At 42.9% G+C, this 20501-nt stretch carries 22 protein-coding genes and 1 pseudogene; 8 read left to right on the top strand and 15 right to left on the bottom strand.

The genetic code is table 11. The annotated features are described in order from the left end of the window. The first annotated feature begins 91 nt into the window (after positions 1-91). Positions 92-1324, top strand: a complete 1233-nt coding sequence (locus GJU82_RS07700) for a nucleoside recognition domain-containing protein (RefSeq protein WP_153631617.1) — start codon at positions 92-94, stop codon at positions 1322-1324. 162 nt (positions 1325-1486) lie between these two features. Here the strand turns inward: GJU82_RS07700 and GJU82_RS07695 are convergent, their stop codons facing one another. The 3 genes from GJU82_RS07695 to GJU82_RS07685 are packed head-to-tail and all read right to left on the bottom strand — an operon-like array spanning position 1487 to position 4998. Beyond that, positions 1487-2770 (bottom strand): replication-associated recombination protein A, encoded by a 1284-nt coding sequence (locus GJU82_RS07695; protein ID WP_153631616.1) that lies wholly within the window; start codon positions 2768-2770, stop codon positions 1487-1489. Then, positions 2767-3000 carry a hypothetical protein gene (locus GJU82_RS07690; RefSeq protein WP_153631615.1) on the bottom strand — a complete coding sequence of 78 codons (234 nt, stop codon included), beginning with the start codon at positions 2998-3000 and terminating at the stop codon, positions 2767-2769. The genes GJU82_RS07695 and GJU82_RS07690 overlap by 4 nt, the downstream gene beginning before the upstream one ends. 3 nt (positions 3001-3003) lie before the next feature. Further along, positions 3004-4998, bottom strand: a complete 1995-nt coding sequence (locus GJU82_RS07685) for a tetratricopeptide repeat protein (RefSeq protein ID WP_153631614.1) — start codon at positions 4996-4998, stop codon at positions 3004-3006. A 99-nt stretch (positions 4999-5097) separates the two neighbouring features. Here GJU82_RS07685 and GJU82_RS07680 point away from each other — a divergent pair, with 99 nt between their 5' ends. Then, the gene (locus GJU82_RS07680) at positions 5098-5664 is read left to right on the top strand and encodes a DNA-3-methyladenine glycosylase I (protein ID WP_153631613.1); all 567 of its coding nucleotides are present in this window, start codon (positions 5098-5100) and stop codon (positions 5662-5664) included. A gap of 5 nt (positions 5665-5669) precedes the next feature. Here the strand turns inward: GJU82_RS07680 and GJU82_RS07675 are convergent, their stop codons facing one another. Both GJU82_RS07675 and GJU82_RS07670 read right to left on the bottom strand, forming a co-directional pair. Further along, entirely contained in the window at positions 5670-6158 is a 489-nt protein-coding gene (locus GJU82_RS07675; RefSeq protein WP_153631612.1) for a hypothetical protein, read from the bottom strand. A 251-nt stretch (positions 6159-6409) separates the two neighbouring features. Beyond that, entirely contained in the window at positions 6410-7063 is a 654-nt protein-coding gene (locus GJU82_RS07670; protein WP_153631611.1) for a carotenoid biosynthesis protein, read from the bottom strand. A 519-nt stretch (positions 7064-7582) separates the two neighbouring features. On the opposite strand from GJU82_RS07670, the gene GJU82_RS07665 reads away from it, so the two are divergent. After that, positions 7583-8794, top strand: a complete 1212-nt coding sequence (locus GJU82_RS07665; protein WP_153631610.1) for an aminopeptidase C — start codon at positions 7583-7585, stop codon at positions 8792-8794. A gap of 208 nt (positions 8795-9002) precedes the next feature. On the opposite strand, the gene GJU82_RS07660 is transcribed toward GJU82_RS07665, so the two are convergent. From GJU82_RS07660 to GJU82_RS07630, 7 genes are all read right to left on the bottom strand, one after another. Then, positions 9003-10067 carry a mechanosensitive ion channel domain-containing protein gene (locus tag GJU82_RS07660; protein WP_153631609.1) on the bottom strand — a complete coding sequence of 355 codons (1065 nt, stop codon included), beginning with the start codon at positions 10065-10067 and terminating at the stop codon, positions 9003-9005. Between the two features lie 174 nt (positions 10068-10241). Beyond that, positions 10242-10700 carry a MarR family winged helix-turn-helix transcriptional regulator gene (locus tag GJU82_RS07655; protein WP_153631608.1) on the bottom strand — a complete coding sequence of 153 codons (459 nt, stop codon included), beginning with the start codon at positions 10698-10700 and terminating at the stop codon, positions 10242-10244. 2 nt (positions 10701-10702) lie between these two features. Beyond that, a complete protein-coding gene (locus GJU82_RS07650; protein ID WP_153631607.1) occupies positions 10703-11059 on the bottom strand; it encodes a DoxX family protein in 357 nt (118 codons plus the stop codon). A 132-nt stretch (positions 11060-11191) separates the two neighbouring features. Beyond that, positions 11192-12004, bottom strand: a complete 813-nt coding sequence (locus GJU82_RS07645) for a class III extradiol ring-cleavage dioxygenase (RefSeq protein WP_228488618.1) — start codon at positions 12002-12004, stop codon at positions 11192-11194. A 10-nt stretch (positions 12005-12014) separates the two neighbouring features. After that, on the bottom strand, positions 12015-12578 hold the full coding sequence (locus tag GJU82_RS07640) for an NADPH-dependent FMN reductase (RefSeq protein ID WP_228488617.1): 564 nt from the start codon (positions 12576-12578) through the stop codon (positions 12015-12017). A 7-nt stretch (positions 12579-12585) separates the two neighbouring features. Continuing rightward, positions 12586-12819, bottom strand: coding sequence for a hypothetical protein (locus GJU82_RS07635; protein ID WP_153631606.1), 234 nt, complete (start codon positions 12817-12819; stop codon positions 12586-12588). Between the two features lie 11 nt (positions 12820-12830). Beyond that, positions 12831-13079 (bottom strand): thioredoxin family protein, encoded by a 249-nt coding sequence (locus GJU82_RS07630; protein ID WP_228488773.1) that lies wholly within the window; start codon positions 13077-13079, stop codon positions 12831-12833. Positions 13080-13477: 398 nt separating this feature from the next. Here GJU82_RS07630 and GJU82_RS07625 point away from each other — a divergent pair, with 398 nt between their 5' ends. Further along, positions 13478-14239 (top strand): SDR family NAD(P)-dependent oxidoreductase, encoded by a 762-nt coding sequence (locus GJU82_RS07625; protein ID WP_153631604.1) that lies wholly within the window; start codon positions 13478-13480, stop codon positions 14237-14239. 10 nt (positions 14240-14249) lie between these two features. Here GJU82_RS07625 and GJU82_RS07620 read toward each other — a convergent pair whose 3' ends face one another. Further along, positions 14250-15185, bottom strand: a complete 936-nt coding sequence (locus tag GJU82_RS07620; RefSeq protein WP_153631603.1) for an IS1595 family transposase — start codon at positions 15183-15185, stop codon at positions 14250-14252. Between the two features lie 261 nt (positions 15186-15446). Between GJU82_RS07620 and GJU82_RS07615 the strand changes: the two genes are divergently transcribed. From GJU82_RS07615 to GJU82_RS07600, 4 genes and pseudogenes are all read left to right on the top strand, one after another. After that, the gene (locus GJU82_RS07615; RefSeq protein WP_153631308.1) at positions 15447-16541 is read left to right on the top strand and encodes an ISAs1 family transposase; all 1095 of its coding nucleotides are present in this window, start codon (positions 15447-15449) and stop codon (positions 16539-16541) included. A 186-nt stretch (positions 16542-16727) separates the two neighbouring features. After that, positions 16728-17099 carry a transposase gene (locus GJU82_RS07610; RefSeq protein WP_153631442.1) on the top strand — a complete coding sequence of 124 codons (372 nt, stop codon included), beginning with the start codon at positions 16728-16730 and terminating at the stop codon, positions 17097-17099. Between the two features lie 136 nt (positions 17100-17235). Continuing rightward, positions 17236-18054, top strand: coding sequence for a transposase (locus GJU82_RS07605; RefSeq protein ID WP_228488599.1), 819 nt, complete (start codon positions 17236-17238; stop codon positions 18052-18054). Positions 18055-18234: 180 nt separating this feature from the next. Next, a pseudogene (locus tag GJU82_RS07600) lies at positions 18235-18741 on the top strand (IS1595 family transposase); the annotation flags it as partial. A gap of 25 nt (positions 18742-18766) precedes the next feature. On the opposite strand, the gene GJU82_RS07595 reads toward GJU82_RS07600, so the two are convergent. After that, complete coding sequence (locus GJU82_RS07595) at positions 18767-19786, bottom strand: aldo/keto reductase (protein ID WP_228488616.1); 1020 nt, start codon at positions 19784-19786, stop codon at positions 18767-18769. Positions 19787-19994: 208 nt separating this feature from the next. Next, positions 19995-20486 carry a cupin domain-containing protein gene (locus GJU82_RS07590; protein ID WP_153631602.1) on the bottom strand — a complete coding sequence of 164 codons (492 nt, stop codon included), beginning with the start codon at positions 20484-20486 and terminating at the stop codon, positions 19995-19997. Positions 20487-20501 lie beyond the last annotated feature (15 nt).

The raw sequence follows: 20501 nt of genomic DNA, 5'->3' as shown, positions 1-20501 counted from the left end.
CGGATTTTTTTAAATTTACGCCTGGTTCGCCCTCGGTAGTGACAATTTGTTATCTTCTCCGGGCCCATCCTGAAATTATAAAGCGCTTTTTATGGCATTGAATTACATTTGGATTTTCTTCTTTTTTACAGCATTTGTTTTTGGCCTGGTTAAGCTCATTTTCTTCGGCGACACCTCGGTTTTTACTGAAATGGTGGCCTCAACTTTCGATATGGCAAAAACAGGATTCCAAATTTCACTGGGACTGACCGGCGTTTTAACTTTGTGGATGGGTATTATGCGCATAGGCGAAAAAGGGGGGGTCGTGAGGATTTTTTCCCGCCTGATAGGGCCTTTTTTCAATAAGTTGTTTCCCGATCTGGGGAAAGATCACCCGGCTTATGGTTCAATCATGATGAACCTGGCAGCCAACATGCTTGGGCTTGATAATGCTGCTACACCGATGGGGTTGCAAGCGATGAAGGAGATGCAGGAGACGAACCCATCAAAAAAGACGGCATCGAATCCGCAAATCATGTTCCTGGTATTGAATACATCGGGATTAACCATTATCCCCATCTCGGTGATGGTGTACCGGGCGCAGATGGGGGCGGCCGATCCGGCAGATATTTTTATTCCCATATTGCTGGCAACTTTCTTTTCTACGCTGGTAGGCGTCATTAGCGTTTCCATTTACCAAAAAATAAAGCTTTTCGATAAAGTTATTCTGGCTTATCTGGGAGGTTTGTCCCTTTTCATTATCGGTATTATTGCCTGGATGTCTACCTTGTCGAAGGATCAGGTTACACTTTATTCACAGGTTGCCAGTAATTTGATTCTCTTTTCTACCATTATATCTTTCATAGCGCTCGGTGTTATCAGGAAGATTAACGTGTATCAGACGTTTATTGAAGGGGCAAAAGACGGCTTTTCTACCGCCATCAAGATCATTCCGTACCTGGTGGCTATTTTGGTTGCGATTGGCGTTTTCCGGGCTTCGGGCGCTTTAGACTTTCTTACCGATGGAATTGCCTGGGTTTTTCGTTCGCTGGGGGTGAACACCGATTTTGTCGATGCATTGCCAACGGCTTTGATGAAACCACTTAGTGGTAGCGGTGCGCGGGGTATGATGGTGGATGCGATGAAGAATTACGGTCCCGACTCGTTTGTTGGTCATGTGGCTTCAACTGTCCAGGGGGCGACCGACACGACTTTCTATATCCTGGCCGTGTATTTTGGTTCCGTTGGTATCCGGAATACCAAGTACGCGGTAACTTGCGGACTAATTGCCGATTTTACGGGTATCGTTGCTGCTATTTTGCTTTCCTACATGTTCTTCCATTAAACGAAAAAGCAGGGAAGGGAATTCCGTTATAAACACCGTTTTTACTACCCCGGAGTCAGACATTTGTATGCCTGGAAACGAGACTGCAATGGTAGTGAAAAGCCGTTGAGTTTTTTTGAATTCCGGCTGTTTTCATAAAGGGAATACATACCTGTTGGTGAGTTATTTGGTAAAACGTTGTTTCCACCACAGTTTCAACCGTTCCAGAATTTTCTGTTCTGTCGGATTGTTTTGTGGGTGATAGAAGCGTTTCGAATGCAGTTTTTCCGGGAGGAAATCCTGTTCGGTAAAATTACCATCGTATGAGTGAGCGTATTTGTAACCTTGTTGGTAGCCCAGGTCTTTCATTAGTTTGGTCGGTGCATTCCTTAAGTGGAGCGGTACGGGCTGATGTCCGGAGTTTCGCACTTCGGCGAGGGCACTGTCGATGGCCTCGTACGCCGAATTACTTTTGGGCGAAGTGGCCAGGTAAATGGTGCATTCAGAAAGAATTATCCGGGCCTCGGGCATTCCAACTTTGTGCACAGCGTCGAATGTGCTTTGGCTCAAGAGCAATGCATTGGGATTAGCCAGTCCGATATCTTCAGCTGCCAGGATAACTAATCTCCGGGCAATGAATTTAACGTCTTCGCCACCTTCCAGCATACGGGCAAGATAGTAAACGGCGGCATCGGGGTCGCTGCCACGAACGGATTTGATGAAAGCTGAAATCACATCGTAGTGCATTTCACCTTTCTTATCGTACATGGCCAGGTTTTCCTGTAGCCGGTTGGTGACTTTTTCGTTGTTCAAAACGATTTCTTCACTTTCTTCTTCCGAATTAAGAACCACTTCCAGGATATTCAGCAGTTTCCGTGCATCGCCGCCGGAATACCGCAATAGCGATTCATTTTCTTCTACCGTGATTTTCTTTTTCGATAGTTCCGAATCTTTCGTCAAAGCCCGGTTGAGGAGTTCTAGTAAATCATCTGTTTCCAGTGACTTTAAGACATACACCTGGCAACGGCTAAGGAGCGGGGAGATGACCTCGAACGAAGGATTTTCCGTGGTAGCGCCAATCAACGTGACAATTCCCTGTTCGACCGCTCCCAGCAACGAATCCTGTTGCGCTTTACTGAATCGGTGAATTTCATCGATAAAGAGAATCGGGTTGGGAGAGGAAAAGAACTGTTGCTTCTGCGCTTTATCAATCACCTCACGCACATCTTTCACTCCCGAGTTAATGGCGCTCAGTATATAAAATGGCCGATGTAGCGTGTTGGCAATGATTTTTGCCAGTGTGGTTTTTCCCACACCGGGAGGTCCCCACAAAATGATGGAGGAGATGTTGCCCGATTCGATCATTTTGCGCAGGACAGCATTTTCGCCTACCAGGTGTTTCTGCCCGATATAATCATGCAAGGTTTTCGGGCGCAGACGTTCAGCAAGGGGTTGGTTGCTGCTCATAATTCTCCTTTTCTTCTTCGGTATTCTTTGTAATATTTGTTCGAACGCAGGACAAAAGGCGTTAGCGGAAAGACCAGCGCAATTAGCAGGACACTGCTTCGACCGGTTGCCAACAGAAATACCTGAAGTGCCAGGATTAAGCCAACTGCTGACCAAATGAGTACACGCAGTTGATTTATTCGTCGCTTTAGTTCACTATTTGAAAGGTTTCTTAGCCGATAATCATCCATACATCAATTGCAATATTGTTTGATAATGCTGTACGCTTCATCAATTCCCAGTTCGCCTGCCTTACTCAAATCCAACGCGCCTCCATCGATATCGTCCAGGTAAATTCGGGTTAAGCCCCGGTTAAAATATGCTTCCGCAAAATCGGGTTCCAGTTCAATGGCTTTTGAATAATCATCCAATGCACCGTAATAATCCCGTTCTTTCACTTTGGTATTGCCCATGTTGAACCACGCAAAAATGAATTTCGGATTCATGTAAATAACCGTTTCATAATCCTTGATTACCTTTTCGTAGTCGAGTACCTGTGCGTGCGTTTTCTGCGTATCGTCCTGACCGGCCTTTTTACCGCCGATGTTAATGGTTTCCGGCTCTGGCAACGTGTTCAGCGATTGTATGTAATCAGTCATTAGCAAGCGGGCTGTCGCCCTTCCGAAATAAGCCAGCAGGTTGTGCGGATCAAGAGAAATGACCTGGTCATAGTCCTGGATCGACTCATTGAACTTGTTATCGAGGGCATAATAAATCGCCCGGTTCAGGTAGGCTCGTTCGTCTTTTGGATCGGTTTTTAAGATGGCCGTTTCTACAGCTATCCGGTCACGGTACTGTTGCATCCGCCAGCTATTGTCCCTCGCCGGTTTATTGGTGATGACCAGGAACGGATCGTTGTGATTCTTCTGGTTCAATGCGTCGATGACCATGCTGTAATATTGCAACTTGTCGTAATCAACCGAGTCTTTGTGGAACATGGAAATGGAAAAGTCCGGCTCCAATTTGATGATGACGTTCCGGTTCTGTATCCGGCCATCGGTTACTTCTGTCTCTTTCACCTGTCCTTCTTCGTCCACTACGATGAGACGGCGACGGCGTTTCCGTGTATAAGGTCCGGCTGTTTTCGATTTGTTGCTGGTCGAGTCAGCTGCCGCGATGGCGTTTCCGGCATGCGCCGAAGTTTTCGTAACTGTAGAATCAGTTTTAGCCGTTGTTTTTTGAGGTTGAGCGGCTCCTGACTGCTGCCCCTTTTGCTGACTTCCTTTTTGCGGGGTGGAGGCGCCGGCCGAAGCATAATATTGCTGTTGCTGACGACGCTGTTCCTCCTGGTATCTCTTTTCCTGTTCAGCAAAACGCGGATCAAGCTGTTTCGCCATTTCGTAATCCTGCCTGGCTCCCGGTCTTTCCAGTGTTTCCCGGGCAATTCCACGGTTTAGCCAGGCTACCGCGATATTCGGATTCAGCTTGATGGCCATGTCGTAATCGATAATCGCTCCTTCGGCATCGCCCAACTTGTGTTTGACGATTCCCCGGTTGACAAATGCCTGGGCCATTTTGGAATCGAGCCGAATACAGATGTCGTAATCTTTCAATGCACCCGCATAGTCTTCCTTCTCGAATTTTGCAATTCCACGCATCAGGTAGGCGCTGGCAAAGTGGGGGCGTAGATGTATAGCTTTGTTACAGTCGGCTATGGCACCGTCCAAATCGTCTTTCATCTGTTTTGCCGAGCTCCGGTTCAGGTATGCGTTGGCCATGGTCGGATCGAGCTCAATGGCTTTGGTATAATCAGCTATACCCGAATCAATGCTGTCCATCGTTACCCTGGCAATTCCGCGGTTGTTGTAAATGGCTGCATTGTCATTATCGAGCTGAATGGCTTTATCGTAATCGGCAACGGCGGCTTTTAAATCGCCCAGTTCGTGATTGGCCATCCCCCGTTCCATGTAGGCTTCCGGATAGAAAGGTTTAATGGAAATGGCTTTGTCCAAATCTTCTTTGGCCCCGCGAAAATCTTCGAGGTAATATTTGGCAACAGCCCGGTAGAAATAGGGCTCCGGCAAATAGGGTTTCAGCTTAATAACAATATTGAAATTTTCGATAGCGCCTGCGTAATTGCCAAAATAGATTCGGCTCTTGCCGACATAAAAATAGTGGTCGGTGTTGAGCTGGGCCATGGCCGGCAACACGCTCATAACAAGAAATAATAGTGAAATCAGTCTTTTCATCGGCAAGATTCCGGGATTATGTAATGAACAAAAATAACATTTTATAGGTGTTTCGTACCTGATGGTTTTTTAATTTTACCCTGTAACAAAAAATGAGCCATGATGCAACGATGTTCCTGGAGTACTAACGAGGATATTTATATCCGTTACCACGATGAAGAATGGGGCGTTCCTGTCCATGATGACCGAAAGCTGTTTGAATTCCTGATTTTGGAAGGCGCGCAGGCTGGTTTAAGCTGGATAACCATTCTGAAGCGACGTGAAGCCTACCGGGATGCGTTCGACCAGTTCGACCCCGGGGAAGTAGCTCGTTACGACGAAGCCAAAATCGGGGAACTGCTGCAACGGTCCGATTTAATCCGGAATAAATTGAAAATTCGCTCAGCAGTTACCAATGCACAGGCTTTTATGAAAGTGCAGGATGAATTCGGCTCGTTCGACCAATACATCTGGAGCTTTGTTGACGGCAAGCCGATTCAGAACAGATGGGAAAAACTGAGTGAAATACCTGCCCAAACCCCGCTTTCGTTAAAGATTTCCAAGGATTTGAGAAAGCGTGGATTTAACTTTGTGGGGCCAACCATCGTTTATGCGCATATGCAAGCGACCGGCATGGTGAATGATCACCTGGTTGATTGCTTCCGGCACAGCGAAGTCGCAGAGTAATTTTTTCACAAATAGCGTTTTTTCAGAAAGTTGGCCCGCGAAGCGTCAAATAACCGGTAGTGCGGATGATAAAGTGTTTCGTACTCCCGGCTATGATGGCCAACATAATTCCCTTTTTGCAGTTGCTCTTCTATCGCTTTTTCATCTTCAGCAAAACCGGTCAGTGCCGGTGTTATTTCCCGTATGACTTCAAGAATGTTGTCCCACTCAGCTCTCCATTTGCTAATTTCAGGTGGATTGACCGACTGGGCACTTTCCAGGAAAAGCGGAAAGAATATCTCTATCGGTATAATTTCTTCTTTTAGCAATCTCAGGTTTATCCTGAAGAATTGTTGGTGGTAACCCAATGGAAGTAAATCGGGAACATCGAAATGTTCCACCTCTTTGACTTCCTTTTCAAGATAGTTGTATGCGCGGTCTGTATTTTCGACGAGGTGTCCTGGGCCATACCGGTCCTGAAAGAAGTTTTTATATAAGTGTGTTAATGCTGCCAACTACAATGGATGATAATACAGGTTGATCCAAACAGGATGCCTGCTGTGTAAGGAGATGACTATCCGTAATAAAATAACCCGACCAACGGCAAAGGAAGAAGACAGATCAAAATTTGGTTCATTAGCGGATGGGTAGGTTTTTCACCAGTTGAATACATGATTTGCCATGGAAGTCCGGACATATAACAGAGAATAAAGAAGATGAGCAGCCCAGAAAAAGATGATAATGATGGCCAGCAAAGTTCCCGTTGTTACAACAAAATTCCGAGAAAAAGAAAAAAGATCAGCTGTATCGCCATCAGTGGCAGGGCCATGTGATTCTTCGTTTTCAAACGAAACAGGTGGAACAGGTCAAGCATCACAATCGATGAGATAAACCAGGCCAGGTAATTTTGGAACGGAACGTCACCATTGCTCCAGTTCCACATACCGGTTTTAACGGCAGCCGGTTCCAGTATCAAATCGAATACAACCAATACCACGGCTCCAATTAGCGCTTTCAGCCAAAGTGGAAACGAAAATGGCTCAAAAATGGTGTAAACACAGTAGATTTGTATAAGCCATAAAATCCCAATGGTCAGTGGCGTTTCAAAAAGCCTGGGGCCCAGTGTTGCGCCATATTCGTACACTCCGAAAACGTGTCCGGTTTTTACGCCCATTACTTCAACGAAGAAACCGATGGCAAAAACCAGGAACGATGCAATCCATAAGCCGGGAGTAGGGTTCTCCTCGAAAAGATAAAGCAAAATGACGGTGCCAATCAAAAAGATGGGCGTGATGGCCTGGAAAAATGGTCGTGAATGAGGAAAAACCAATCCGATGAGGCCAACGGCGTAAAATAGCATCAACACTCTGCGTAAGGTAACCTGAGAAACGTTTTGTAATGATTTTCGAAGGTTTTTCATGGTTGTTATTTTTTGGTGTCATGTTGGAAACAATTTTTGCCGAAGCCAGGCAAAGAGGAGTGCCCCCGCCCGGATACACACTTCCCCCGGTAAAACACAGTCCTTTCAGTTGTTTAGTGAAATTAGGATGCCGCATGAAAGCGGAGAAAATATTGTTGGAGCTGAATCCGTACAAGGGCCCGGCGCCAGGGCTGGTACGGCGCTCGATATCTCTTTGGGTTAAACGTTTTTCAACTACAATATGTTTTTCGATCTCCATGTAGGGTGGCTACTCCGGTTTGGCAATAATATGCCGGCGGGTCCGCTTGCCGGGGTTGTCCCGGTTTTGTCTGTTGTCAGCCGGTGGATTCACCATAACAAACCCGTTTTCCTTTCCGGGAGGTGTGTCGCTTGTTAATTTCCCGTTAAGCAATTGTGATCATAATCGTTTGTTACCGTGAATTATTTTTATATTTTCGTTGCCTGTGAGTTAATTGTGATTAACATATAAATTAAAAATTAATAAATTAAATATCTCTAATGAATCGTTTTAAGTTTTTTATACTCCTGGCTGGATTACTTGCATTTACATGGAATGTATCGGCGCAGGACAAGGAGAAAAGTAGCAAGGAAGAAGGTTATCATTTTACTGCCGTTAAAGAATTACCTCATACTTCGGTTAAAAATCAATATCGTTCGGGAACTTGTTGGGCGTTTAGCGGCCTCTCTTTTCTCGAGTCGGAAATGCTGCGAATGGACAAACCGGAGGTCGATCTTTCTGAAATGTTTGTTGTCTATCAATGCTATATCGATAAGGCCATCAAAACCGTTCGTTTACACGGAAATTTGAATTTCGGTCCCGGTGGTGCGTTCCACGATGTGACCTACGTGCTGAAAAACTACGGTATTGTTCCGGATTCAGTATATACGGGACTCAATTATGGAGAAACGAAACATGTTCACGGTGAAATGGATGACGTGTTGAAGGGCATCGTAGATGCAGTTGTTGAGAACAAAAATAAAAAGCTTTCAACTGCGTGGGAAGAATCAGTGACCGGGACACTGGATGCTTATCTTGGAGAGTTGCCGGCTAAATTTGATTACAAAGGGAAAACTTATTCTCCCAAAACCTTTGCTACCGATTATTGCAGATTGAATCCTGATGATTATGTAGAAATTACTTCCTTTACGCATCATCCTTTCTACTCTAAGTTTAAGCTCGAGGTGCCCGATAACTGGGAGTGGGGCGAAGTGTACAATGTTCCGCTGGACGAGATGATGAAAATTATCGACAATTCATTGAACAGTGGATATACCGTTGCCTGGGCTGCCGATGTGAGCGAGAAAGGATTTTCTACCTCGAAAAAAGGTGTGGCAGTTGTTCCGGATGCAGACGTGAAGGAAATGACAGGCTCGGAGCTTTCTAAGTGGGAGAAACTGACTGCAAAGGAGAAAAACGAGCAACTCTTCAAACTGGATAAACCCGGAAAAGAGAAGCATATTACCCAGGAAATGCGGCAGGAAGCATTCGACGATTGGCAAACAACCGACGATCACGGAATGCACATTATCGGTTTGGCCAAAGATCAGAATGGTACCATGTACTACAAAGTGAAAAATTCGTGGGGTGATTATAATGCATGGGACGGATATTTCTATGCATCAAAACCCTATGTTCGCTACAAAACCACTTGTATCATGGTAAATAAACATGCTATTCCAAAAGCAATTAGGGAAAAGCTAGGATTTTAAGAAGAAGCCCTGAAAAATATATTGGCGAGGTTGCGGGTTTTATGTCTGCAACCTCTTCTATTTGTGCGCCCGGGATGGGTGATAATTATAGGGTGCAAGTCCCGGGCGCACCATTGTTTTTATCCAATAAGCTAAACGAACTGTTCCCTGCAAAACTTTAGCAATTTTAATCCAAACTTAAAAGAGGCCCATGCCCGAAGGGAAACGGTTATTTTGCAGAATCTTTATCCTTTTCAATTTGTTCTTTAATACTTTTCTCAATCCGCTCTTTCATTTCATTATTTCGATTAATTGTAGATTTTATTTTTTCAATCTCTTTATCATCCTTCAAATCCTTAAGCTTTTCTTTTAAAGCCACTTGTTTTTTATCAATCTCTTTAAGATAATCTTTTTTTGTCTCAAGTTTTTCTGATTTGATTGCTTCATCAAATATTAAATCCTCCGGTGATTTTTCATCAACTGGTTCTGTTTTTCTAACTACTTGTTTTGGGATAAATTCTTTTTCATCGACACGTCGTTGGTTCATGAACGTTGGTGATACAATTTCTATTTTCTCAGCATGAAGTTTATCCATGACTTTAGCATTAAGCAGTGAGCTAGTACTGAAATATTTACCACTCTCCTCTAAAAATCCATGAATTTTGTAAACTACTGAGAAATCACCCAGGCTTGTTATATACACATAAGGGTCAGATAATCCAGTTTCATTGGCTGCTTCTCTTAAAGCTTCCTCTATTTTTTCACGAGATATGTCATATCCTAATGAAACTGAAGTGGAAATGACGGTATTCGTCTTGCGTGTCAATTTAACGGGGTTATTAGCTATGTAGAGATTTGGAATTGTAACAAAATTGCTGTCTTCCAGTTGGATTTCTGTGTGAAAAATACTTTTTCTAATTACCCTTCCGTGAAAGTCCTTAATCTTTATCAGGTCTCCATTTCTAAAACGGTTCATGGAATTATTCATAATACCTGCTATCATGTTACCTAGAACAGTGGTTGAACTTAAAGCAATCCCTGCACTAATAATAATTGCAAGAAAGCTTAATATTTGTCCTTTTAGCGCTTTATCAATTGGTAAAACTAAAATAAATGCCAATACACCAATAAGAACAATAAAAAACGAAATCGCTCCTTTGGTAATATTCCCATTTGATGTTGTTGATTTAATTTTCTTAAAAATCCACGAATTTAAAATCAGTAGGATTATCAAAAAAAATAATACAACTGCAGGTTCAATTAATGTTTCGAATATTTTGTATACGCTTTCCATCGTTTACAATGCTTTAGTAGAGTAGATCCTGACTCCCGCCCAATAATTATTACTCGTAAATGTACAAATTACGAGGTGACTGTCAGCGCCCCTGCATCAGTTCTCCGAAACGGGTGTAAAAACCATCCAAAGAAAGGGTCGGCACTACCGGCTGACCCCATCATTTATGCCGTATTATTCTTTCTTCTCTCTTATTTTATCAATCAAGTAGTTCAATTGTTTAACTTCGTCCATCGATAAATTTTTCAATAAAGTATCTACTTTCTGTTCACAAATGAACATCTTATCCAATAATTCCAGGCCCTTTGTTGTAATTTTGACAGATTTTTGACGCCTGTCGTCCGGATTTTCCTTCCGGCTAAGCAAACCTTTTTCAAAAAGTCTGTCAATAATTCGGCTTACATCGGAATTTTTATCCAGCATTCGCTGTTTTATAAAACTAATAGAAAGAGGTGCCCGGGAACGAAAACCACGAAGGATCCTTAAAACGTTGTACTGCTGTTCGGTAAGTCCATGTGCTTTAAGGAATTTATGAAACTCATAACTTAACAATTTGACCGTATAGGTCAAATTGATAAAACCTTTGTGGTATTCATTCCGAAACCTCCCCTTAATTTCTTCATCGATAGACATTTTTATTTTAGCTTAAAAAATTCAGGATTTCTTAAATAGAAACCTACCCATACAAGAAGAAGAACAACCACGGGCAGTGCAAGGCTTATACCACCTGTCATGTGAAGGATAATAGCGCCTCCCATGAAAGAACTCAATAGCAAAGTTCCAAATTTATTTGTCTTTGGAAACAAGTACAATAAGGCAGATACAATTTCACCAAGGGCAATAATAATTCGCCAGTCGGCTAAGTGCATTTGTTCCATTTGTTCGGGATGAAGGAATAATTTTCCACTTGCACTATATAAATATAGCGCTGTTAATAAGCCTGCAATTACCCATGCGGCTATCTTTCTTGTTTTTGAAATTTCTGTTGTCATTGTGTTAAAATTTAAAGATTATTATTTGAAATTTAATTAGGCATTATTTTCGGCATCAAAGAAATTATTCGGATAATCCGCTTTTTCAACCAAAATCAGTTTGTGCATATCTTTTATTCCACATTTCCTTCGTCATGTTCCAAATTTATATCCTGATATATTTACCCCCATTAATTTTCCCGAAAAGTCGTGGCTTCCTTTATCTTTTCCGGCTGCTCCGGCTATTACAAAAAGCGGCACCAAATGTTCGCTGCGAGGGTGACTATCTAAAGCACCCGGTGCAGCCCTCCAATCTATTAATAATTGATTTCTTTTTTCAGCATCTGCTGTCGATATTGTGGTTGAAAGCCAATTATCAAATTGCATAGAAATTTTTGAGGCCTCTCCACTTCCCGACATGAAACCACGCATATTATGATAGCTCATTCCCGAACCAATAATCAGTACATCCTGTTCGCGTAATGGTTCGAGCGCTTTACCCATTGCCAAATGTGTTGCCGGGTCAAGCGAATGAACCAAAGATAGTTGTACAATAGGAATTTTGGCTTCCGGAAAGGCAATCATTAATGGAACAAAGGTTCCATGGTCAAAACCACGATGGTGTTCGCGCTTTGTTTTAAATCCGGAATTATTCAAAAGAGTTTCCACTTTTTCTGCCAATTGCGGATGCCCCGGTGCATTCCATTTCAATTGGTAGGTAAACTCCGGGAAGCCGTAATAATCATAATACATCGGAGGATTTTGTCCGAAATGTATGGTGGGCACATTTTCTTCCCAGTGCGCTGAAATAACAAGTATGGCTTTAATTTTCGGACGATACTTCTGCCCCAATTCCGTAAGATACGTTCTTAAATATCCATATCCCACCGGGTCACCCATAGCATGATCCATCACATGCCATGGGCCACCACCGTGAGAAATAAAATATACAGGCAATTTTTTCACTAATTTGTAGTTATTTTCTTAGTGTTTTCAAAGCATTTCCCCAGCTAATCAACTGGTCTAACATTGCATTTAAGTTGTCAGAATGTAATGGTGCAGGTTTAAAAACACTAAAGTTTTCGAAATCGGTAAACAACGACAGCAATACCTGAGTGCGAACATGAGCTACTTGTAATTCACTCAAAACCAGCCGAAGGTGCTCCACAGCCCTTGCACCACCTGCAGAACCATAGCTGACAAAGCTGGCCGCTTTATTGTTCCATTCGGCATACAAATAGTCCAATGCATTTTTTAAGGCACCGGGTATCGAGTGGTTATATTCTCCGTTTACAAATATAAAAGCATCGAGCGATTTAATTTTTTCTGCCCAGGCTTTTGTATGTTCATTCGAATATTGGCCAAAGGAAGCCGGATAAGCTTCATCAAGCAAAGGTAAATTGTAATCTTTAAGGTCAACTAATTCATATTCTGCATCGTTTCGTTTTGATGCAAAATCATATACCCATTTAGCAACTTGTTCAGCGTTGCGTCCCGGTCGGGTACTACCAATGATAATTCCAATTTTTAGCATAGTCATATCTCCTTTATTTATTTGTTTTTAAGTTATTTTCTAATTCATCCAATCGGTCGTTGGCCATGTGAACCATCATCGTTACCCGCACAAATGGCAGTGCTAGCAATAAGAGCGCAAAGGAGGTTATTAACTCAAACCAATTGAAGTCTATAATATTAACAACTACTCCAATTAAGCCAATCAAGGCAGCAATGATTCCACCCGGGATACCAAGCGGACATCTTAGTTTTTTCTTTTCTTCCATATTTCCATAATTTAATGATTTATTAAACTATTTAAGGTATTAATTAATTCTTCCTTTTTGGGGACACTTCGAAAAGTTATTTTATTATCAATGAGAAGGGTCGGAACTGAATGGATTCCTAATTTCATTGTTCTAACCATTCCCCTGGGCGAATTGGCAAGGCTTCTTTTTAATTGAAACTTGTCACCATATTGGGGCAGTACTTCATCCAACATTCTTTTCAATATTTTGCAATTTGGACAAGTCAGCGTATAAAACATTTCTATAGTAACAGTGCTTTTATCATTCATACACATTCAATTTATAATTCCGTACAAATATATGTTGGATCATTTAACGTGGCAACACATATATGTTAAAATTTTCAAAAAAGTTCAAATCAACGGATTGTCATAACCTAAAATTAACGAAAAAACACTCACTTAATTTGCTGTTTGTGCAATTCAGATGGTGCTGTAGTTTGCATAGGCCGAACTAAAGGGTGACTTCGCGCTGCATAAAATGGTCAAATGAATATTGATTACTTCATTCTTTTGATTTTCACGCCAATAAATATCCGTTTTTTTTGTGATGAACCTAAAAAAGGGCATTTGAATTAAACAAAAAAAAATAAATAGTTGTTTAGCAGTGTATAAAAATAAACTAAAATTAATGTAATATGAACAGATTGGAAAATAAAGTAGTATTAATTACGGGTGGTTCTGGTAATATTGGAGCTACTGCAGCAAAAATGTTCGTAAACGAAGGTGCCAAAGTAATGCTTGTTGACATTAACGAAGATGCACTAAAAGAAACGGTCAAGGATATCGGTAAAGAAACATCAGCCTATGTAGTTGCTGATGTTTCCGATGAGCAACAAGCAAAAAAATACGTTGATGAAACCATTAAAAAATTTGGCACCATTGATGTTTTTCTGGACAATGCAGGTATTGAGGGAAAAGTATCTCCGTTGGATGAATATCCACTGGATGAATTTAACAGGGTTATTGATATAAATGTAAAGGGAATCTATTATGGCCTACGCCATGTTTTTCCACACATGAAGAAGAATGGTGGTAGCATTGTCATTACTTCATCGGTAGCCGGACTTCAAGGAACTCCTAATATATTACCTTATGTAACCAGCAAACATGCGGTTATCGGCATGATGAAATCTGCGGCATTAGAAGGAGCTCCTCACAAAATCCGGGTTAACACAATTAACCCTTCGCCGGTAGATAACCGAATGATGCGTTCATTAGAGGAAGGTTTTGCTCCGGGAAAAGCTAATAATGCGAAAACAAGTTTCGAGCAATCCATTCCGCTTGGCCGCTATGCCACCAACGAAGAAGTAGCTAAATTAATGCTGTTTCTGGCCGGTGATGATAGTGAGTTTATAACCGGAACCGTTAATCCAATTGATGGAGGAATGACTGTTTAAAAAAATATGATTATCCGTATTTGCACCTAAACTCATTTTTATAACTCACGCATGCTACAAGCAATCTGTTAAACAGGGCTTCCCCGTAATATCGCCGGTTAAATTTATAGCAGAACTCATCGAGGTAGTTTTGCAGGAATTCGGGCTTGATGTCATGGAATGTGTTTATCAATTGCCTCTTGGCGTTGCTTATCGCTATATGTACCCATGGCAATACTTCACCCACTTTTTCTTTTGGTATGACTTGGGAATTGTGCCTGGGGATATACCGTTTCAAATTCACATAAGATGTTGAGCCGTCGGTGTCAACTTCTTCTGCACCGGAAGCCATGCCTTTGACAATTTCATCGATTGTTTCGCTTTTGAGATCTTCGATGGCCCTCATTTTCAAATAACCTATCCGGCGTGGTTTCTGGCCTTTCTTTGGCGATTCCACCATTGTGCTTTCTGCCATTACGAGCACTTTCGATTTTTTCTGGCTGCCCCTGCCACGTTTTAGCAGTCGGTTTTTTTCCTCTTCAGGCACTTCCGTGGAAAAATACCCCTCATCCAATTCGATCCTGCCTGCCAGGACATACTCCCCATCCCGTTTTCCCATTGAGCTGCGGAGCTTGTGCACCATGTGCCAAATTGGGTGATAGCGCTTATGCCCAAGTTGCCGTTGTATCTCTTTTGCCGAAAAACTCTTTTTTGTAGAGGTTAGAAGGTGCATCGCTATGAACCAGTAACGGAATGGGAGTTTCGATTTATGCATGACCGTCCCACTTTTTAGCGTGATCCTTGTTTTGCAATTCTTGCACTCGTACTGTTCTTTGTCCCTCTTCCAGTAGTGGTCTTTGCCCTTGCACCTGGGACAAACAACACCTACTTGATCGCGGTATTCCTTGAACTTTTGCTTGCAGCTTGCTTCGCCCGGGAACTGTTCGATGAAATTGATTAACGACATGGCAATTAATCTTTCTCAAAGATAATCAAATTAGGTAAATATGCGGGTATCCATACAGGGCCAACGCATGACTTTTTGAAAAAGCCAGGTTTTGAATGGGTTTGTTCACGGGTTATCAACATGGGCCCGGGCTTAAATCCTGAAACTTGAATCTTTTTGAATGATTGTTGATATGTTCATCTTTGAATGTCAATAACTTGTACTGGCCGTGGTACAGCATTCAGCCGGGAGTTTCCCAGTTTTGGTTGAAAACAAGGCACTATGGAAACCTCATTGCACAAACACTTTTCAGGATTGAACGATCCAAGGATCAAACGGAACAAGAAGCACCTGTTGTTGGATATTGTTATCCTGGCCATCATTGCAGTCCTATGTGGGGCGGAGTCGTGGAACTCGATCGAGCTGTTCGGGAAAACCAAGATTGGTTTCCTAAAAAGCTTCCTGAAACTGCCCAACGGCATCCCCTCGCACGATACGATCAACCGGGTCTTTTCGATGCTCAATCCCGGAAAATTCGAAAAGCTGTTTGCCCAATGGGCCGCTTCGCTGAAGGATAAAGATATTGACCTGGAGTTGATTGCCATTGACGGGAAAACGGCAAGGGGATCAAAAGACACTTTTCATGACCGGTCCCCGATCCACCTGGTCAATGCCTGGGCCGGCCACAACGGACTGGTGCTTGGGCAATGCAGGTCGGAGGGAAAATCCAACGAAATCACCACCATCCCCTTATTGCTGGAGATTCTGGATATCGAAGGCTGCATTGTAACCATTGACGCCATGGGCACCCAAACCAAAATAGCTGAAGCCATTGTGAAGGGAGAAGGTGACTACGTGCTGGCCTTAAAAGGGAACCAAAAAGAATTAAGGGAGGAAACCGAAAGCATTTTCCGGGTGCAGCAACCTGCCTCAACCCACGAAGTGACCGAAAAAGGGCACGGACGGATAGAAACACGCAAGTGCGAAGTGATCAACGACCTGGGGTTTTTGCACGGGAAGGAAAAATGGGAAGGGCTGTCAAGTATTGTAAGAATCACCACCGAACGGGTTGTCCGTGACAAAACGGAACATGAGGCCCGTTACTACATCAGTAGTTTGGACACCTCGGCTGACCGGTTCAACCAATATATCAGGATGCACTGGGGCGTGGAAAACTCACTGCACTGGACACTGGACATGACTTTTGGGGAGGACGGCCAAAGAAAGAGGAACGGGATGGCAGCCCAAAACTTTGCCCTTGTCAACAAAATTGCCCTTAATATATTGAAAAAGGACAGTTCCAAGGGAAGCCTCAAGTCCAAAAGGCTCAGGGCCGGCTGGGACAACAAGTTCCTGCTGAAATTAATCACAAATTAAATGCGTTGGCCCTGGGTATCCATAAAAACCTTTTACTTTGTGCTGCTATAGGTGCAATCCCCACAGCAACTACAGGCAGCTTGTTCACGAATTTCGAGAACAAGTTGAATTATTCGACGAGTTGCGTATCATTAAACGGCTCACTTCAATATTAGGGTGGGCAACAAAAAATTCTACTTTTATGTCATGGAAATAGAAAGCTTACTACGTTACTTATTGCCCCAGGAAATATTTGAATACTTTGATTTGATTGATTTCAAGGAAGTAGAAGGTGGACAATTAGAGCTACATTTAAATGAAAAGTCAATTAAGCCCTTGGAGCACGCTGATAAAGAGCTGGTTTCAAATGGATTCGACGAGCCTGTCCGTATCCAAGATTTTCCGTTAAGGGACAAGACAGTCTATTTTGTCGTCAGGCGACGAAAATGGAAGGACAAGCACACAGGAAAGATCTATAGTTCCCGATGGGATTTAATAGCCAAAGGCACCAGCTACACCAAAGAGTTTGCTGCTTTTTTAAAAGGGTTACTTGGACAAATACCCGATAAGTTCGAATAGCTTAGAGAAACATTATTATATCAACGGAGATTATTTTGGGCAACAATACAAGGATCATTTGAGCGATTTTCATGAATGGGAACAGAAGTCCCATTCAAAGGATTGGATCCTTTTTCCAGGGAATATAGGGACACGATTGAGTATCGATGAAACAGCACTTACCAATGGAGAACTTTACACCGTGGTGACCAATAAGGCAGGGAAAGGGAAAAAGGGCTCTTTAGTGGCCATGATAGAAGGGACAGAGGCAGGGAAAGTTATTGAAGTTTTAGATAAGATATCAGAAGAAGAAAGAAATGCAGTTGAAGAGGTAACACTGGATATGGCCAGTTCCATGCGAAAAATAGTAAAAAGTTGTTTTCCAAAAGCCAGCCGGGTTATTGACCGCTTTCATGTCCAGAAACTGGCCTATGATGCATTGCAGGAGATACGTATCAAACACCGTTGGGATGCCATTAATGAAGAAACCAATGCAATTGAAAATGCAAAAGCTGATGGCGTAAAATATATCCCTGAAGTTTTAAGCAATGGAGACACTAAAAAACAACTTCTGGCCCGTAGCCGGTATTTATTGTTTAAATCAGGGGATAAATGGACTGACAAGCAAAAGAAAAGAGCTGCTGTATTGTTTGAGCTTTATCCCGACATTAAAGAAGCATATTCCCTGACACATTCATTAAGAATGATATTTTTGAAAAACACGGACAAGAAAGTAGCTTATACTAAAATGGCCAGGTGGTTCAACGATGTTACTGAATCCGGTTTTAAATCTTTCAATACCATATCTGCTACATTCTATGCGCATTATCCTGAAATATTAAACTTCTTTGACAACCGAAGCACTAATGCTTCTGCTGAATCATTTAATGCCAAACTTAAAGCTTTCCGTGCAACTCAAAGAGGAGTTGTCGATATTGAATTTTTCCTTTTCAGAGTGGCTAAGATTTATGCGTAATCTAAAAAATCCACCCCAATTATGAATTGATCCCATTAAACTCGACGAATGGGGAGGGATACCGATGGAGCAACAGGGAACCTGCGAATCATATCTGATGGAAAATCTGATTCGGCCCTTGAATATTCCTGAAGCCCGATACATCAGCTTTTACAGTAATCCCCAAGATGGCGATGGACGGGCTATTTCACCATTGAGTCTTCTGAAGTGGAAAAGGTCAAAGGGAAACGTGGCCGTGGTGCGGCCGGGAAGTCGAATGTGGCGATCATGGCGGAATCGGCCCAGCTTCAAGACATAAAGACAGGGAATAAAACCAGCCAGTGCAGGTATTTTAAGGCAAAAGTGTTGGGTTCGCACCATGCCGGGGCGATAAACGCAACGGTAAAGGAACCCTTTGAGGAAAAGAGCATTGTCCTTACCGACGACAGTACTTCCTATGTAGACATTTCCGACGATGTTGAGCTGCATATTTCTGAGAAATCCAGTGACCGGCTCACCAAAGAAATGCTGCGCTGGGTATATATCACCATCGGCAATGCAACGCGGGACCTGTTGGGCAATTACCACAAGGTCAAAGGCAAATACCTCCAATTGTATTTGAATGCGTTCGTTTACAAACTAAACCGAAGATACTTTTGGGAGAAACTTTTTGACAGGCCCATTATAGCCAATATTACTGGATTATGATACTTTGCGGAATTAACCAGTGGCATTACCTGTCAATCAGTTTTTGAGCACCTTCAGCGTACCTGCCCCCCTGTGTTTTTATTTTGGAAGCTTCGACCTGGATTTCGTTGAGTTCATCCGGGGTGAATTCGATGGAAGCAGCACCAATGTTTTCTTCTAACCGATGCAGTTTGGTTGTGCCCGGGATGGGGACAATCCAGGGTTTTTGAGCCAGTAACCACGCCAGTACTATTTGTGCCGGGGTAGCGTTTTTCTTTTCAGCGATTTGACGGATAAAATCAACAAAAGCGAGATTGGCCTTGATATTCTCCGGCGATAGGCGGGGAACCGAACTACGGAAGTCTTTGTCGCCAAAGGTGGTGTTCTCGTCTATCTTTCCCGTCAGGAAACCTTTTCCCAGCGGACTGTAGGGAACGAGGCCGATGCCCAGTTCTTCCAGCGTGGGAATGATTTCGTCTTCCGGCTCTCTCCACCAAAGCGAATATTCGCTTTGTAAAGCCGTCACCGGTTGTACTGCGTGGGCACGGCGGATGTTTTTGACACTGGCTTCGGACAAACCAAAGTGTTTCACTTTCCCTTCCTTAATTAAATCACCCACCGTTCCGGCCACATCTTCGATGGGGACATTCGGGTCAACGCGGTGCTGGTAGAACAAATCAATAGCTTCTACTTTCAGGCGTTTCAGCGAAGCTTCCGCCACCTGGCGAATGTTCCCGGGGCGGCTGTTGAGGGGGGGTAAATCTTTGGCTTCTTTTGAACTGTTTTGTTGCGGGATATTGAAACCAAACTTGGTGGCAATAACTACTTTGTCACGATACGGTTCCAGCGCTTTACCCACCAGCTCCTCATTGATAAAAGGTCCGTACACTTCGGCGGTATCGAAGAAGGTGACGCCTTTTTCGACCGCAACATGTATCAGTTTAATCATTTCCTTTTCATTAGCAACCATCCCGTATCCAAAGCTCATACCCATGCAGCCAAGTCCAATGGCTGATACTTCCATGTTACTGTTTCCCAGTTTCCGTTTTTGCATTTTTGTTTTCATTATCTGTTGTATTTAATTATTGTGATAAAGGTCGCCACATCTGAGCGGAATAACTAACGGAATCGTACAATGCATTTTACACTTCCGCGAAGTAGCACGCTCGTTTGTGTACTTGTTTCTGTTGTTAAAGAGTTACAGGTTTTAGGTTGACAAATTGACCACATCTGAATAATATTGACCTAGTTTGCTGCTTATGCAGGGTATTGCCTTATTGCATTATACTGCTATCATATTCTTCATCGGTAACAGGTCCCAGCCAAACCGCACCTCCCTCATCGGCATTCAGGCTGATGGCAATGTGTGCAAATTCACTGTCGGGTGCTGCTCCATGCCAGTGTACCACGTTTCGTGGGATTTCCACAACATCGCCTTTGTGTAATAATCGGGCAGGCTGGCCTTTTGCCTGGTAATATCCTTTGCCTTCTGTAATGAAGAGGATTTGCCCGCCCGGATGTGAATGCCAGTTTGTACTTGCTTTTGGTGCAAAAGTTACATTGCCAAACCGGGCATGCAAAGTACTATCCCTGGCCCCCATCATGTACAGCCACACCGTTCCGGTGAAGTTCTTGCTGTTAAGTTCTTCTCCTTTTGGAAAAAGTGTTTCCGCTTGGCGGATTGATTCGTCTGTTTTTTTCTTCGTGTTGCAAGCGGCAACCAGAAGTATCAGAAAGAGTAAGCTGTATGTAAGATGGTATTTCATCGTTCGGTCTTTTTC

Source organism: Prolixibacter sp. SD074, assembly GCF_009617895.1.
Classification (GTDB): domain Bacteria; phylum Bacteroidota; class Bacteroidia; order Bacteroidales; family Prolixibacteraceae; genus Prolixibacter.
Note: the sequence above shows the minus strand (reverse complement) of the source record. Positions and strands in the feature narration are given on the sequence as shown.